This window comes from Enterobacter cloacae complex sp. IR5428 (assembly GCF_049238585.1).
In the GTDB taxonomy this organism is placed as follows: domain Bacteria; phylum Pseudomonadota; class Gammaproteobacteria; order Enterobacterales; family Enterobacteriaceae; genus Enterobacter; species Enterobacter intestinihominis.
In genome coordinates this window covers 170,093-188,242 of record NZ_JBMKHV010000001.1, presented here as the reverse complement: position 1 = coordinate 188,242, position 18,150 = coordinate 170,093, and the positions used below count along the sequence as shown (strand labels likewise).

The following is an 18,150-nucleotide window of genomic DNA, read 5'->3' as shown; positions in this document are numbered from 1 at the left end:
TGGGTTATGGCTATTAATGTAAAGAAACGCAAAAAGCCGCGAGGATCGCTCCCCGCGGCGTTGTTTTACGCAATTAACAGTTGATGATTTGCCAGCAGCGTCGCCAGATCCGTCTGCACGCCGTTCAGCGTCACCAGGGTGGTTGGCGAGAACTGGCCGCCCGTCCCGTCGAGGTCAACCTGGATCTCGGTGTTGCTGCCGTTCTGCACCACGCGGATGTAGTCAGCAATGTTGCCCGCGCTACTGTCCAGCGTCGCCACGCCGTTCACGTAGCTCGCCGAGCCGGTGCCGGTATAGCCGCTGTCGGAAAGCAGGTCGCGCAGATCGATGCGGTCCGTGTCTGCCGTCCCTTCCCAGGTACCGACGGTAAAGCCGTTCACCACATCGCTACCGTTGCCGCCCGTCGCGTCAGACGCGTTGATCAGCTTATAGAGCAGCGTGTCCTGACCGCCGCTGCCGATGTTGAAGGTGTCGTTACCGCCGCGGCCTTCGAACTGGTTATCACCGCTGTTGCCGGTGATCACGTCGTCATGGTCGGAGCCGTTAATCCCTTCAATATTCAACAACCGTGTAGTACCGAACCCGGTGTCCTGCGCCGTTGAGAGGCGCAAATCAACAGTTATCCCAGAGGTGGCATTGCGGTAATCCACCACGTCCATGCCGCCGGTATTGCTCCAGGTGTCGTAGTCGGAATGGGTATTCCAGCCGCCGGAGCCGTTATAGGTATAGGTCCCATCCTCTGCGATAAAGGTGTCGTTATACCCGGTTCCGGTAATGGTTCCGCTGTGGCCGCCGGTGGCCGCTTCGGCGGTGAGAACATAACCCTCTTTGCCGTTGCTCGCGTCCAGGCCGGTCCAGGTGACGTTATCCGACACGCCGTTGGTGATCTTCACGATCTCCGCCGAGTAGGTTTCGTTCGGATCCAGCCCGTAGAAACTTACCAGCGCAGAGGTATCATTCGAGCCAATGCCGGACTGGGCGTTGATGATCTGCGAGGCCACCAGTACGCCCGCGGCGTTGTACAGATTGACCGTGTTGCCGTAGTAGGCGTTGATGCCCTCGCTATCGACAATGTGCAGATGCATCGCGGTACCGTCAGCAATGGTTTTGCTGTTTTGCACCAGCACCACCTTGCCATTCTGCTGAGACACCAGCAGATCCTGCGCACCATCCCAGTTGTAGTCCACCGCGGCGACGCCGGTGACGTTAGCAAGCCCTGACGCCAGCTGGCTTGAAGTCCAGGTTGAGCCGTAGCCGTTGTTGGTGAACAAGGTTGCCGTCTGCGAGCCGCCGTAGGTGCTGAGCTTGATGATGTCCATCTGCCCATCGCCGTTCCAGTCCACCGCCACCGACAAATAGCCCGCCGTGGCGTTAGAGGCTTCCACCGCGCTCCTGGTGGTGGATAGCTGCCCGGTACCGTCGTTGTAGTAAATCACCCCGCCGTTGTTGTTGTAGCTGCTGCCCAGGTACAGGTCCATGTAGCCATCGCCGTTAAAGTCCGCCCACGTCATGGACGCCGCCGTGGTGGTATTCGAGGCGTTGGCCACAAACACGTTGGTCAGGTTCTGGCCAATGGAGAGCGTACCGTTCCCGTTGTTGTTTATCACGGTGAGCGAGTACGCCCCGCTGCGGTTGGTGTGCTGCACGATGTCCACGGTGCCGTCGTTGTTCAGGTCGACGCCGGAGATTTCACGTCCGGAATCGAACTGGCCGTAGAATCCACCTTCCCCGCCGGTGCCGTCCGGCGACAGAACGCCGTTGGTATTAACCAGGTAGGTCAGGGAGTCCATACCGGCATCTCCGTAGGCCAGATCCAGATAGCCATCCCCGGTTTTATCGTAGGCAATTACGCCGCCGTACCAGATGGTGGTCCCCATTGCCAGCTGGCTGGCGGTGTAACTGCTGCCATCGTAGGTCCACATCACCTGCGTAGAACCCGCGTAGGTGTTCTCAGTTGCGAAAATATCCTGGGTGCCGTTACGGTCAAAGTCGGCGGCGGTTTGACTCACCACGTAATAGCCACGGGTGTTGCTCAGCGTATTGCCGGCATAGGTCGAGCTATCGCTGCTGGAGTAAGACTGGCCGTTAGCAATGATATTCCACAGGCCGCTGCTGTTCGTGCCGACGGTCATGGTCGAGTTATTCAGGTTACCCGCAGTGGTCGCCCAGTCGGTATTCACCGAGGTGGTATCGATCACCAGGCTGCCGGTTGCCGTACCAGTGGTGTTACCGTTGCCCGCGCTACTCTTCACCTGCGCGGTTACGTCGTAGTTCGCCACGCTCAGGGCATCGCTGTCCGGGATCTGCAGATACCAGGTATTGTGATCCGGGTCGACTACCACCGCGCCGCCGGTCTGGGAGGTGTAGGTTTTCCCGTTCACCGTCACCACCAGATATTCACCGTTTACCAGGTCTGCGGAGACCGTACCGCTGACAATCGGCGTGGTATCCGAGGTGGTCTGGGCAGTAATCGCTGCCGTGGTGGTCGGGATGCTGGTATCGACGTTCAGCACAAAGCCATCCGATTCCGTGTAGTTACCGGCTTTGTCGGTGACGCGCAGAATGTAAGTGTGATTCCCGTCGAGCAGGCCGTTGTCCTGATAGGACCAGCTTGCGCTGCCGTTCATTGTGACCTGACCCAGCAAGATCCCGTCCCGGTAAAGCTGCACGATTTCGCCGTCTTCCGGAGCACGGTTAAGCGTACCGTTGATCAGTGGTGAGGTATCGTCCGTCGCGACTGATGCGCCGTACGTGCCCGTACGTTCACCTTCCCCGTCGGTATAGCTGACAACCGTTCCCACCGTTTCAGGCGGCGTGGTATCAACCGTTACCACCTGCGAAGAGGTTGAGCCGACGTTGCCCGCCTGGTCGATGATCCGCACCTGCCAGGTGTAATCCCCGTCCGCCAGATCGCGGGTATCCGTATAGCTCCAGCGCTGGTTAGTGACGGCAGTGTCAATCCAGGTATTGCCGCCGTCGAGGCTGATCTGTACGCGCTCGTCGCTGGCCAGCGCGCTGCCCAACGAGCCGTTGATCGTCAGCGAGGTGTCCATGGTGATGAAATCACTCCCGGACTGCCCGGTATCTTCGCTGATGCTGTCAATGGTGATGCCGTACTGCGGCGCCTGGGTATCCACCGTCACGTCCTGCGTGGTGGTGGCCCCGACGTTGCCCGCCTGATCGACAACCCGCACCTGATAGCGGTAGTCGCCGTCGGCCAGGGTGCGCGCGTCGTTATAACTCCACCGGGTGCCGCTTACCGTGGCGTAAACCCAGGTAGTGCCGCCATCCATGCTCACCTGCACATACTCACCCGCCCCGAGTTCGGCCCCGAGTGTCCCGTTGAGCGTGTACGAGGTCGAACTGGTCAGGAAGTCGTTATTGTCGAAGCCGGTATCGACGGTGATGTTATCCACGATCACCGTAATCGCCGCATCCGGCGCGACCGTATCGACCGTCACCTGCTGATGAGCGCTGGCACCCACGTTGCCCGCCGCATCCACTACGCGAACGTAGTAGTCATAGGTCTGGTTACCCAGCGTGCGGCCGTCCACGTAGTACCAACTGTTGCCGGTGACGATCACGTTCTGCCAGCTGACTCCGCCGTCGATGCTAATCTGGGCATATTCGCCGTCGGCCAGCGTTGCGCCGAGCGAGCCGTGCAGCGTCAGGGAGGTATCATTGGTGATAAAGTCGCTGCTGCTCAGGCCGGTATCGTCGCTGATGCTGTCGATAGCGATCGTTTTGCTGGCGTCTGGCGCGACGGTATCAATGGTCACCACCTGGCTGGTGGTGGCGCTGATATTCCCCGCGTCGTCAATCACCCGCAGCTGGTAGTTGTAGTCTCCGTCGGCCAGCGTGCGGCCATCAACGTAGGTCCAGCTCAGACCGCTGACGCTCACGTCAGTCCAGGTCGCGCCACCGTCCAGGCTGATCTGCGCGTGGTCGCCGCTGCCCAGGGCCGCGCCGAGCGTCCCTTTCAGGCTAATCTGGTTGTCGCTGGTAATGAAGTCGCTGTCGGACAGGCCGGTATCCTGCGAGACGGAATCCACGGTAATGCTCGTCGCCGCAGGCTTCGTCAGATCGATTACCACGTCCTGGCTGTCCGTTGCCCCAACGTTGCCCGCATTATCAATGACGCGCACCTGGTACGGGTACGTCCCGTCCGTCAGGGTACGCCCATCGGTGTAGCGCCAGGTGGTGCCGGTCACGGTCAGGTCAATCCAGGTTGAACCACCGTCCAGGCTGATCTGCGCCTTCTCGTTATTGCCGAGCTGCGCCGATAGCGAACCGTTCACCACCACCTGCTTATCGTTGGTGATGAAGTCACTCGCGCTCAGGCCGGTATCGTTTTGCAGGGAATCAATGCTGATCCCCATTGACGGTGCGGTGAGATCCACGGTGACGCTGTGGTTATCGCTGGCGCTGTTGCCGATGGCGTTGCTCACCTGCGCATTGATCACGTACGAACCGCCGTCCGCCAGCGCGGTCACGTCTGCGCTGCCGACCGTATAGCTCCAGGTGCCGTCATTTTGAACGGTAGCCGTGTAGGTTTTACCGTTAAGCGTAATGGTCACCGTCTGGCCCGCAGGCGCGTCGGTGGTGCCGCTGACAATTAGCGGCGTGCCGTGCTCGGCGGCGTTGACGATATCGTCCTGGGCAAAGGTGTTAATGACGATGGTCGGCACGTCGCCGTTCAGCGTCACGTCGTGTGTTGCGCTGCCCGGGTTACCCGCCTTATCGCTCACCGTAGCCGTAATGGTGTAATCCCCATCGCTCAGGCCGAGGAAGTCGCGGCCCGGCACGAAGACCGACCACGAACCGTCTGCTCCAACGGTCGCCTGATAGCTGTGCCCGTTGAAGGAGACGGTCACCGTCTGGCCCTGCTCCGCGGTGGTGGTCCCGCTAATAGTCTGCCCCGCCAGCTGCTCGGCGTTGTTGACGATATCGTCATCGGCCACGGTGCTGATGGTGACGGCTGGTGCGCCGGTATCGACCGTTAAGGTATGGGTCGTCTGGCCGCTGTTACCGGCTTTATCGTTGACCACGGCGGTCACCGTCAGCGCACCCTGGCTCAGTGCGACCAGGTCTGCCGCCGGAACGTCCAGCGTCCAGGTGCCATCGCTGCCGACAAGCGCAGTGTAGGTTTTTCCGCCCAGCGTGACGGTCACAGTCTGGCCTGCTTCCGCGCTGGAAGAGCCGTGTACGGTGAGCGGCTGCTGAGCTTCCGCCGCATTCAGCACGTCGTCGCCCGACAACGTGTTCACGCTAATCACCGGCGAGGTGGTGTCCACGCTGATGGTATGCGTCGCCGAGGCGCTGTTCCCGGCGCTGTCCTGCGCCGAAGCAGAAACCTGGTAGCTCGCGCCGTCGGCCAAAGCGCCCACGTCGGCGGCTGGAACGGTGGTCTGCCAGGCGCCGTCGCTCTGAATGGTGGCCGTATAGCTCTTACCATTCAGGGTGATAGTGACCTGCGTGCCGCTGGCGAACTGCGCACTGGAACCGTTGATAACCAGCGACGCGCCCGCTTCTGCCACATTGATCACGTCATCACCGCTGAGGGTGTTGACGGTCAGCGCGACCGATGCGGTATTTACCACCACGTCATGGGTCTGAGTGCTGCTGTTGCCTGCGCTGTCGGTGATAGTCGCGCTGAGGGTTACGGTGCCGTCGGCCAGTGCGGAAATCACGCTGGCCGGAACGCCCACGCTCCAGTAACCGCTGGCGTCAACGGTGGTGGTGTACTGATTCGAACCGATGGTGATAATCAGCTTATCGCCGACGCTGGCGCCGGTTGCGGTGCCGCTGACGATCTGCGCCTGCCCGTGCTCCACGCTGTTGATGACGTCATCACCCGCCACGACGTTAAAGCTGACGGTCGGCGGCGTGGTATCAAGCGTAATCGCTTTACCCGCGCTGCCCGGGTTACCCGCGGCGTCACTCACGCTCACCTGCACGGTGTAGCCGTTATCCGCCAGGGCGGACAGGTCTGTGCCCGGCACGTTAACGCTCCAGACGCCGCCCTGCTGAACCTGCGCGGTGTAGCTGTTCCCGCCGAAGGTTACGGTTACCGTCTGACCGACTTCCGCCGTGGTGGTGCCGGAAATGGCCACGCCCGCAGCCGCTTCGCTGCCGTTGATCACGTTGTCGCCTGCGACCGTGTCAATCGTCACGGTTGGCGCGGTGGCATCTACACTGTATTCGCGGCCCGCCGAAGCGCTGTTGCCGTGCGCGTTGGTGATGCTCACCTGCACGCTGGCGTCGCCGTCTTTCAGACCCGCCAGATCCGAGGAAGGCACGTTCGCCGTCCAGTTGCCGTCGGCATCGACTTTGGCGGTGTAAGACTTGCCGCCAAAGATGATGGTAACGATCTGGTTCTCTTCCACATTGGATGTGCTGCCGGATAGCACCAGATCCGCGCCTTTCTCCGCCGCATTAATCACGTCGTCGGTGGCGATGGCATCGATGCTGATCGCCACGGCTGCCAGATCGATGGTGACGTCGTGGCTGATGGAGACCGGATTGCCCGCCGCGCTCTGGCCCGCTACGGTGACGGTCATCGTGCCTGCGGCCAGAGCGCCCACGTCTGCCGCCGGGATCGCCGCGGTCCAGGAGCCGTCTGCCAGTACCGACGCGGCATAGGTCTTGCCATTCAGGGTCACGGTGAGCGTAGTGCCCGCCGCCAGCCCGTCGCTTGAGCCAGTGACGATAAGATTCTGACCATGCTCAATGCTGTTGATCACGTCATCGCCCGCCACGGTATCCACGCGCAGCCCCGGCAGGCTGGCGTCGATAGTGATATCGCGCTCGCCCGTTCCCGAATTGCCATGGTCATTAGTGACGGTCGCTGACACCGTTAAATCGCCGTTGCCCAGCGCCGTCAGAACCGACTCAGGCACGTTCACGGACCAGGTCAGATCGCTCTGCACCGTCGCGGTGTAGCTGTTGCCGCCGATGGTCACCGTCACGGTGTTGCCCGCCTCAGCGTTCGTTACCCTGCCGCTGAGGGTCTGCCCCGCAGCCACTTCCGCCGCGTTAATCACGTTGTCGCCCGCCACTGTGTTGATGGTGACGGTTGGCAGCGCGGTGTCGACAAGCAGGTTCGCGGTATTGCTCACGCTGTTGCCCACGCCGTTGGTGGCGGTCGCGCTCAGGGTGTAGTTGGCTTCGCCCAGGCTCGCCAGATCCGCCGCCGGAACGGTCAGGCTCCAGGTGCCGTCTGCCGCAGTTGTCGCCGTGTAGTTTTTACCGTTCAGAATTACGGTCACCACGGTGCCTTCCGCCAGGTTGGCGCTGGTGCCGCTGACGCTCAGGTCCTGCTCTTTTTCTACCGCGTTCAGTACGTTGTCATCGCTGATGGCGTTAAAGCTGACCGACGGCAGACCGGTATCGACGGTCACATTATGCGTGCCGCTGCCAGTGTTGCCCGCCGCGTCGGTGACAGACGCAGTGACGGTCACGGTGCCGTCGCTGAGGACTGAAATGACGCTGGCCGGAACGCCCACGCTCCAGTTACCCGCCGCGTCCAGCACGGTGGTATAAGTCTGGCCGCCGATCGTGACGGTGACCTTATCGCCCGCTGCCGCGCCGGTGGCGGAGCCGCTGACGATCTGCGCCTGATTGTGTTCAGCCGCGTTAATCACATCGTCACCTGCAACGGTGTGGATGGTCACCCCAGGAACGGTCACATCCACCGTCAGAGTGTGATCAACCGATGCCGGGTTACCCGCCTTGTCGCTGACTGAGGCAGTGACCGTCACGCTGCCGTCGGTTAATCCTGCCAGATCCGCCGCCGGAACGTTCAGCGTCCAGCTGCCGTCCGCGCTCACGGTTGTGGTGTAATCTTTGCCGTTCAGCGACACGGTCAGCGTCTGGCCCGCTTCGGCGGTGCTGGTGCCGGAGATTGCCAGGTCTGACTGCGCTTCCGTGGCGTTGAGGATATCGTCTGTGGCAATCGTGTTGATGGTCACGGACGGCGCGGTAGCATCCACGCTGTACTCGTGGCCCGCAGACGCGCTGTTGCCGTTCACGTTGGTGACGCTCACCTGCACGCTGGCATCGCCATCCTTCAGGCCAGCCAGATCCGCTGACGGCACGGTGTAAGTCCAGTTGCCGCTGTCGTCCACGGTGGTGGTGTAGATCCTGCCGTTCAGACTGATGGTCACGGTCTGCCCGGCTTCCACGTTGGTGGTCGCACCGGACAGCACCAGATCCGCGCCCTTCTCCGCCGCGTTAATCACGTCGTCGGTGGCAAGCGCATTGATGCTGATGGCAACGGTAGCCAGATCCACGGTCACATCGTGGCTGATGGTGATCGGGTTACCCGCCGCGCTGTCGCCGGTAACGCTGATTTTCACGGTGCCTTCCGGCCACGCGCTCACGTCGGTGGACGGGATCGCCGCGCGCCAGGTGCCGTCTGCCAGTACCGTTGCCGCGTAATCTTTACCGTTGACGGTAACCGTCAGCGCCGTGCCCGGCGCCAGCCCGTCGCTGGAGCCTGAAACAATCAGGTTCTGCGCGTGCTCGATGGTGTTGACCACGTCGTCACCCGCCACGGTATTCACGCGCAGGCCCGGCAGGTTAGCGTCGATAGCGATCTCGCGTTCGCCGGTGCCGGTGTTGCCGTGGCCGTTGGTGACGGTTGCCGTCACGCTCAGGCTGCCGTTGCCGAGTGCGGTCAGCACGTCAGACGGCACGTTGACGGACCAGGACAGATTGTTCTGCACCGTTGCGGTGTAGCTGTGGCCGCCGATAGTCACGGTCACGGTGTTGCCCGCTTCGGCATTCGCCACGGTGCCGCTCAGGATCTGACCTGCCGCCACTTCCGCCGCGTTGATGACGTTGTCGCCCGCCACGGTGTTGATGGTGACGGTTGGCAGCGCGGTGTCCACCAGCAGGTTCGCGGTGTTGCTCACGCTGTTGCCCACGCCGTTGGTGGCGGTCGCGTTCAGGGTGTAACTGGCCTGACCGAGACCGGCCAGATCCGCCGCCGGAACCGTCAGGCTCCAGGTGCCGTCTGCCGCAGTTGTCGCCGTGTAGTTTTTGCCGTTCAGAATTACGGTCACCACGGTGCCTTCCGTCAGGTTGGCGCTGGTGCCGCTGACGCTCAGGTCCTGCCCTTTTTCAACGGCGTTCAGGACGTTGTCATCACTGATGGCGTTGAAGCTGACCGACGGCAGACCGGTATCGACGGTCACATTATGCGTGCCGCTGCCGGTGTTGCCCGCCGCGTCGGTGACAGACGCAGTGACGGTCACGGTGCCGTCGCTGAGGACTGAAATCACATTTGCCGGAACGCCCACGCTCCAGTTACCCGCCGCGTCCAGCACGGTGGTGTAAGTCTGGCCGCCGATCGTGACGGTGACCTTATCGCCCGCCGCCGCGCCGGTGGCGGAGCCGCTGATAATCTGTGCCTGCTTGTGTTCAGCCACGTTAATCACGTCGTCGCCTGCCACGGTGTGAATGGTCACCGCAGGAACGGTCACATCCACCATCAGAGTGTGATCAACCGATGCCGGGTTACCCGCCTTGTCGCTGACGGCCGCGGTCACGGTGACGCTGCCGTCGGTTAATCCTGCAAGGTCAGCTGCCGGCACGTTCAGCGCCCAGCTGCCGTTCGCGCTGACGGTTGTGGTGTAATCTTTGCCGTTCAGCGATACGGTCACCGTCTGGCCTGCTTCGGCGGTGCTGGTGCCAGAGATTGCCAGGTCGGACTGCGCTTCTGAGGCGTTCAGGATATCGTCGGTGGCAATCGTGTTGATGGTCACGGACGGCGCGGTAGCATCCACGCTGTACTCGCGTCCCGCAGACGCGCTGTTGCCGTTCACGTTGGTGACGCTTACCTGCACGCTGGCATCACCCTCTTTCAGACCGGTCAGATCCGAAGATGGCACAGTGGCGGTCCATTTACCCTCAGCGTCCACCGTGGCGGTGTAGTTCTTGCCGCCGAAGGCGATGGTGACGGTTTGATTTTCCTCCACGTTCGCAGTGGTGCCGGAGAGCACCAGATCTTCGCCCTTCTCGGCGGCGTTGATCACGTCATCGGTGGCAAGCGCATTGATGCTGATGGCGACGTTTGCCAGATCCACCGTCACATCATGGTTGATAGTCACCGGATTGCCCGCGCTGCTCTGGCCTTCAACGTTCACGGTGACCGTGCCTGCGGCAAGGGCACTCACGTCCGCAGAAGGGATCGCCGCACTCCAGGTGCCGTCTGCCAGCACGGTAGCCGCATAGGTTTTACCGTTTGCGGTGACGGTCAGCGCCGTACCCGCCGTCAGGCCGTCGCTTGAACCCGTGATAATCAGATTCTGCCCGTGTTCGATGCTGTTAATCACGTCATCGCCCGCCACGGTGTCCACGCGCAGGCCCGGCAGATTCGCGTCTATCACGATTTCGCGCTCGCCCGTTCCGCTATTGCCCACGCCGTTGGTGACACTGGCTGACACGGTTAAATCGCCGTTGCCCAGTGCGGTCAGCACCGACTCCGGCACGCTCACGGACCAGGTGAGATCGCTCTGCACCGTTGCGGTGTAGCTGTGGCCGCCAACAGACACAGTCACGGTGTTGCCCGCTTCGGCATTCACCACTGTGCCGCTAATGGTCTGGCCGGTTGCCAGCTCCGCTGCGTTGATCACGTCGTCGCCCGCCACGGTGTTGATGATGACGCCAGGCAGCACGGATTCCACGTTCACGGTGTGCGAGGTGCTGGAGCTGTTGCCGACGCTGTCCGTCGCGGAGGCCGACACGGTGTAAAGCGCTTCACCCAGTTGCCCCACCTCGCTCGCCGGAACGGTTGTGGTCCATTGGCCATTGGTGTCCACCGTGGCGCTGTACGCTTTGCCGTTGAGCATCACGGTCACCACCGCGCCCGCTGCCAGCCCGGAAGCCGTACCTGTGATGGTCAGATCCTGCGTTTTCTCGCTGCTGTTGATCACATCGTCACCGGACACGGTGTCAATGGTCAGCACCGGCGCGGTGAGGTTGACTTCAACCTCGTGCGTTGTGCCGTTGCTGTTTCCGGCTTTATCGGTCAGCGCCGCGGTGATGGTGTGATCCCCTGCGGTCAGAGCACTCACGTCCGCCGCAGGCACGCCTACGTTCCACTTGCCGGAAGCGTCCAGGGTCGCCGTGTAATCTTTGTTATTGATGGTGACGGTCACCACGTCACCCGCCGCCGCACCGGTCACGGAACCGGTGACAATCAGCGCCTGCGCATGCTCGGCGCTGTTGATCACGTCGTCGTCGGAAACGGTGTTAATGGTCAGCTGTGGCACCGTGGTATCCACCAGCACATCGCGATCCGCCGAGGCCGGGTTACCCGCTTTATCCAGGACGGCTGCTGTGATGGTGTAATCGCCGTCGGAAATCGCGCCGACATCCGCAGACGGTACGGTGACGCTCCAGCTGCCATTCGCCTGCACGGTGGTGGTGTAATTCTCGCCGTTCAGGGTCACGGTCACGGTCTGGCCCGCTTCCGCGTCAGAGACACCGTTAACGACCAGATCCTGCTGCGCTTCGGCAGCATTGATGATGTTGTTGTCGCTGACGATTTCAATCGACACCGTCGGCGCGGTGGCATCCACGCTGTACTCGCGGCCCGCAGAGGCGCTGTTGCCGTTTACGTTGGTGACGCTGACCTGCACGCTGGTGTCGCCGTCTTTCAGTCCGCCCAAATCGGCAGACGGTACGGTCGCCGTCCAGTGGCCGCTGGCATCCACCGTCGCGCTATAGGTCTTACCGCAGAAAATGATAGTAACGGTCTGGTTTTCTTCCACGTTGGTGGTCGAGCCGGACAGCACCAGATCCGCACCCTTCTCGGCTGCGTTAATCACGTCGTCGGTAGCGATGGCGTCGATGCTGATGGCGACCGGCGCCAGATCCACTTTCACGTCATGGCTGATGGAAACCGGATTACCCGCCGCGCTCTGGCCGTCAACGGTCACGGTGACTGTACCTGCGCTCAGCGCGCCGACGTCAGCCGCCGGAATGGCTGCACTCCATGTCCCGTCCGCCAGCACGGTTGCCGCGTAGGTTTTGCCGTTGACGGTGACCGTCAGCGCCGATCCGCTCGCCAGCCCGTCGCTGGAGCCGGTGATAATCAGGTTTTGAGTATGCTCGATGCTGTTGATCACATCGTCGCCTGCCACGGTATCCACGCGCAGGCCCGGCAGGCTGGCATCAATCGTGATGTCGCGCTCGCCGGTGCCGGTGTTGCCGTGGCCGTTGGTCACGCTCGCTGTTACGGTGAGATCGCCGTTACCGATAGCGGTTAAGACGTCAGATGCCACGTTAACCGACCAGCTCAGATCGTCCTGAACCGTCGCGGTATAGGTGTTGCCCCCGATACCGATCGTGACAGTGTCACCGCTCGCCGCGCCGCTCACTTTCCCGCTCAGGGTTTGTCCGGAAGCCACTTCCGCTGCGTTAATCACGTCGTCGGTGGCAACTGCATTAATGGTGACCTGCGGCAGCGCGCTGTCGACCAGCACGCTATGGCTGATGTTCGCGCTATTACCCGCGGTATCGGTCACGCTGGCCGTCACGCTGTAGCTCGCTTCGCCCAGTGCCGAGACGTTTGCCGCCGGAACGGTGACGCTCCAGTTACCGCTGGCATCGGTGGTAGCGGCGTAACTGATACCGTTCAGGGTTACGGTGATGCGGGTCCCGTCCGGCTGGTTGCTGGTGCCGGAGACCAGCAGATCCTGACCTTTCTCGGTCGCGTTGATCACGTCGTCAACCGCCAGGGTAGTGATGGCAATCACCGGCGCGGTCAGGGAGACGTCAAACGCGTGCGTCGCGCTGGTGCTGTTGCCCGCTTTATCGGTGAGCGTGGCGGAGATCGTTTGATCGCCGTTAGCCAGCGCGCCCACGTCCGCCGCCGGAACGCCCACGCTCCAGTTACCGGCACCGTCCAGCATGGCGGTGTAGTCTTTGCCGTTCAGGGTCAGGGTAATCACATCGCCCGCCTGCGCGCCCGTCACCTTGCCGGTGACAATCAGCGCCTGGCCGTGCTCGGCAATATTAACAATGTCGTCGCCCGCCACAATGTTGAAGGTAATCTGCGGCACGGTAGTGTCAACCAGCACGGACGCCCCCGCGCTGGCCGGGTTGCCCGCTTTATCGGATACGGTCGCCGTGACCGCCGCGCTACCGTCTGCGATCCCCGCCAGATCCGCCGCCGGTACATCCAGCGTCCAGCTGCCGTTTGCCTGCACCTGGGCGGTGTACTGATTGCCGTTGAAGGTCACGGTGACCGTCTGGCCTGCTTCGGCAGTAGACGTCCCGCTCAGGGTCAGGTCCTGCGCCGCCTCTGCCGCATTTAGCATGTTGTCGCCGCTGATGGTGTTGATGGTGACCGCTGGCGCGGCGGTATCGACGCTGAATGCCTGCGAGGAAGAGGCCGCGTTGCCGTTCATGTTGGTTACGCTAACCTGTACGCTGGCGTCGCCATCCTTCAGGCCGCTCAGATCGGCAGCCGGTACGGTGCAGGTCCAGTCGCCGTTGGCATCGACCATCGTGGTCCAGGTTTTACCCGCAAAGATAATGGTAACGGTCTGGCCCGCTTCAACGTTCGAGGAGGAGCCGGACAGCACCAGATCCTGGCCTTTTTCTGCCGCGTTCAGCACGTTGTCGTCCGTCACGCTGTTGATGCTTATCGCCACCGGGGCGAGATCGACATCCACCACGGTACCGATGTTCACCGGGTTGCCGGAGGTATCCTGCGCGCTGGCGCTGATGGTGAGCGACCCGTCCTCCCACCGGGAGACGTCCGCGGCCGGAACCGCAGCCTGCCAGGTGCCGTCCGCCAGTACCGAGGCGGAATAACTCTTGCCGTTGATGCTCACGGTGACGGTACTACCCGCCGCCAGGTCGGTGCTGGTGCCGGAGATAACCAGGTTCTGCGCGTGTTCAATAACGTTAATGACGTCGTCACCGGCGACGGTATCAATGCGCAGGCCGGGCAACTGGGCGTCAATGGTGACATCCAGGGAAGACGATCCGGTATTACCGTGCGCGTTCGTCACGCTGGCCGATACGGTCAGGTCGCCGTTGCCGAGCGCGGTTAACTGACTCTGGGTTAACGGCAGGCTCCAGGTGAGATCGTCCTGTACGGTAGCCATGTATGTCTGCCCGCCGATGATAATGGTGACGGTATCGCCCGATGCCGCGTTCGATACTTTCCCGGTCAGGGTTTGCCCTGCGGCCACTTCCGCCGCGTTAACGATATTGTCGCCCGCGACGTTGTTGAGGATAACAACCGGCAGCGAGCTGTCCACCAGCACATCGTGCGTGGCAGAGGCGCTGTTGCCCACAATATCGGTGACGCTCGCCGTCACGGTGTAATTGGCTTCACCCAGCGCGCTCACCGCAGAGGCGGGTACGGTAACGCTCCAGTTGCCACTGGCGTCGGTGGTGGCTGCATAGTTGATACCGTTCAGATTAACGGTGATGGTGGTTCCTTCCGGCTGGTTGCTGGTACCGGAAAGCAGCAGATCTTCGCCCTTCTCTGCCGCATTGATCACGTCATCCGCGGCCAGCGTGTTAATACCGATAACGGGCGTCACCGTGTTGACCACCACATCCACTGAACTGCTGCCGGTGTTGCCGGATTGGTCGGTCACGGAGACGTTAATGGTCCAGGTGCCGTCCGTCAGCCCCTGAACGACGGACGCAGGCAGGCCGAGGCTCCAGTTGCCTGCCGCATCCACCACGGTGGTGTAGTCCACGTTATTGATGGTGATGATGACCAAATCACCCGCCGCCGCGCCGGTGACGGAGCCGCTCAGGATCTGCGCCTGTGAATGGGCCAGCTGGTTAACGGTGTTGGTGTCGGTGACGAAATCGTTGATGGTCACCTGCGGCACGGTGGCATCCACCAGCCCAACGCGGTCCGCGCTGCTGCTGTTGCCCGCCACGTCACTGACGGTGGCCGTGACGGTGACATTGCCATCGGTCAGCGCGCCAACGTCGGCGGCAGGCACGTTCAACTGCCAGCGACCGTCCGCCTGGACCGTGGTCTGGTAAGATTTACCGTTCAGCGTCACGGTGACCGTCTGGCCCGCTTCAGCGGTTGTGCTGCCGCTGAGCACCAGATCCTGCAGCGCTTCTGCCGCATTAATGATGTTGTCGTCGGTCAGGTTATCAAGCGTAATGGCTGGCGGCTGCGTATCGACAATCACCACGCGTGAGGCGTCCGCGCTGTTGCCGTTGACGTTAGTCACGCTGACGCTCACCTGCGCCCGCCCGTCGATCAGCGTTTCCATCGCGCTCGCCGGAACGGTCAGGCGCCAGGAGCCGTCCTGCTGCACCTGTGCGGTAAAGGTTTGATCCGCGAATTTCACCACCACGGTTTGCCCGGCCTCTACGCCCTGCGTCTGACCGGAAAGCGTGACATCCGCGCCTTTTTCCGCCGCGTTGAGCATATCGTCAGTGGTTACGGTATCGATGGTGACGGCCACCGCGTTCAGGTCAAGCTCGATCGGGTGTTCAGCCGCCACGGTGTTGCCCCAGGCATCTTCCGCACTGACGCTGACGGTCATGCCTCCCGCCGTCCATGCCTGAAGGTCCGCCGACGGCACGCCAATCTGCCAGCTGCCGCTGGCGTTAACCGTGGTGACGTATTCAACATTATTGATGGTGACGGTGATCTGTGTGCCTTCGGCCAGATGAGTGCTGGAGCCGGTCACGGCCAGATCCTGCTGCTGTTCAATGGCGTTAATCACGTCATCGCCAGAGATCGTGTTCACGCGCAGGCCCGGCAGTTCGGCGTTGATGTTGATATCACGTTCGCCGGTGCCGGTGTTGCCGTGCGCATTGGTGACAGAGGCGCTGAAGGTTAACTCGCCGTCGCCAAACGCCTGAAGGTCGGCCGATGGGATGGTCACGCTCCATTTCAGGTCGCTGCCAACCGTCGCGGTGTAGCTCTTGCCGCCCACGGTGACAGAGACGGTATCGCCCGCCGCCGCGCCGGTGACGCGTCCGCTGAGGGTTTGGTCAACCGCCGCTTCGGCGTTATTGACCAGGTTATCCCCGGCAAAGGAGTTGAGGATCACCTGCGGCAACGCGGTATCGACCAGCAGATTCGCCTCGGCGGAGCCGCTGTTACCCACGCTGTCGGTGCCGCTGACGCTCACGGTGTAAAGGGTATTCGCCAGATCCAGCACGTCGGAAACCGGCACCTGAACGGACCAGCTACCGTTCTCAACGGTGGCCTGATAGTTAACGTTGTTCAGCGTCACGGTGACAGCGCTGCCGTTCGGCAGATTACTGGTCCCGCTCAGGCTCAGAGGCTGCATGGCCTCCTGCGCATTCAGGACGTTATCCTGGCTGATGGGGTCAAGGGTAAATTCCGGCGGGTTGCCGCTGAGCGTAATGCCGTGCGTCGCGCTGCTGGTGTTGCCCGCCGCATCGGTCACGGAGACCGAAATGCTGTGGCTACCTTCACCCAGCGCGCCAATGACAGAGGCTGGCACGCCGACGCTCCAGCTGCCGTCCGCCTGGACGACACCGGTAAAGGTCTTGCCGCCAACGGTCACGGTGACAACGTCGCCCGCCGCCGCGCCGTTCGCCTGGCCGGAAATAATCTGAGCCTGCCCCTGCTCGCTGGTGTTCAGAATGTCGTCGCCCGCGACAGTGTTGATAGTGACCACTGGCGCTGCGGTATCGACCGTGAAATCGGCGGTGGTGGAGGCCCCGTTACCCGCTTTGTCGCTGACGTTTGCCGTCAGGGTGTGCTCGCCGTTAGCCATCGCCTGTACTTCACTGGCCGAAAGCGTAACGGACCAGGTGCCGTCGCTGCCCACGGTCGCCGTGTGATTTTTGCCGTTCAGCGTGACCGTCACAATCTGGCCCGCTTCCGCATCGGTTTTTCCGGTCAGCGTCAGCGGCTGATTATGTTCAGCCGCGTTGATGATGTTGTCCTGGGCGATCGTGTCGACAGAAATCGCTGGCGCAGCGGTATCGACGCCAATCGTCTGGCTGCCGGTCACGGTGTTGCCCGCCGCGTCTTTGCCGCTGACGTTGACCGTCCAGGTACCATCGCCCAGCGCCTGCGCGTCAGCAGCAGGCACCTTCACGCTCCATGCGCCGTTTGCCCCCACTTCTGCGGAATAGGTTTTACCGTTCAGCGTGACGGTAAGCGCCGCGCCCTGCGCCAGGTTTTTGCTGGTGCCGGACAGCGTAAAGCCAGCGGCCTGCTCGCTGGCGTTGATCACGTTATCGCCCGCCGTGGTGGCGAGCGTCACGCTGGTATCCGCTGTAGAAACGGTTACGGTAATACTGCCCGCAGAGGTCGTTTTACTGCCGTCGATCTGGACGACGGACCAGGTATGTTCCCCGTCCGCCTGGGTCGGAAGTGTTACCGTCCAGGTGCCGTCCTTTGCGACCATGGTGCTGGCGATTGTGCTGCCGCTGCTGTCTTTAACCTGAATGGTCGCGCCCGGCTGCCCGGTACCGCTGAAGGTTGGGGTGTTATCATCCGTGACCTCTTTTGCACTCAGCACCCCCTGCTTGTCACCCGCGTTATCCGTCAGCAAAAATGTTGGCGTGGCGCTTTCGACTTCTTTCGTATTATCAATAACTTTTGTTTTGGTTTCGCCGTCACCGCCGTGAGCCAGCAGTGCGCCAATCGCACCGCCTCCCAACGCCGCTCCGGCAATCCAGCCCCACGGCGCATCGCTTAAGACGCTTCCCTGCTCCAGAAAAGGTTCAATGCTGCTAATGGGTGCAGCCTGGGCGGTTAATTCGGTGGCGGCAACGCCTGATGCTTCCCCGGCATCGGCAAATGAAATATGCGTCAACTCCTGGTTATCGTTAAATACCAGTTCGGAATGATTATGGGTTTCCGTGTCTTCGACAAAATAATTATTGCAGCGGATCACGCTGCCATCTTTCATATAAATTAGGAGGTCATTCCCCTGGCGGACATAACGCACCACGTCCTGAGCAGAACCCTGAATTTCAATCACGCTCGGCGATGAAATAGAGACCGAGAGATTACCTTCACCGGTTAATTTCGTTTTTTCTGCCGTTTTTCGAATGATAACATCAACAACTTTTGCGTTACTCATATTCTTCTCCTTGCAGGTGCGCGTATTCCTGTGGTTATGTCCACCAGAGGGATGTAACTATCCCTGGGAAAAACCACCC

Annotated in this window: 1 protein-coding gene; it reads right to left on the bottom strand. The window is 61.6% G+C overall.

Annotation, left to right across the window (positions count from 1 at the left end):
- Positions 1–65: 65 nt before the first annotated feature.
- Entirely contained in the window at positions 66–18,071 is an 18,006-nt protein-coding gene (locus ACOTXC_RS00820) for an Ig-like domain-containing protein (protein WP_421767300.1), read from the bottom strand.
- Positions 18,072–18,150 lie beyond the last annotated feature (79 nt).

Coding starts and splice junctions, on each gene's coding strand:
- ACOTXC_RS00820 (WP_421767300.1), bottom strand. CDS start 18,071: ATGAGTAACGCAAAAGTTGTTGATGTTATCATTCGAAAAACGGCAGAA.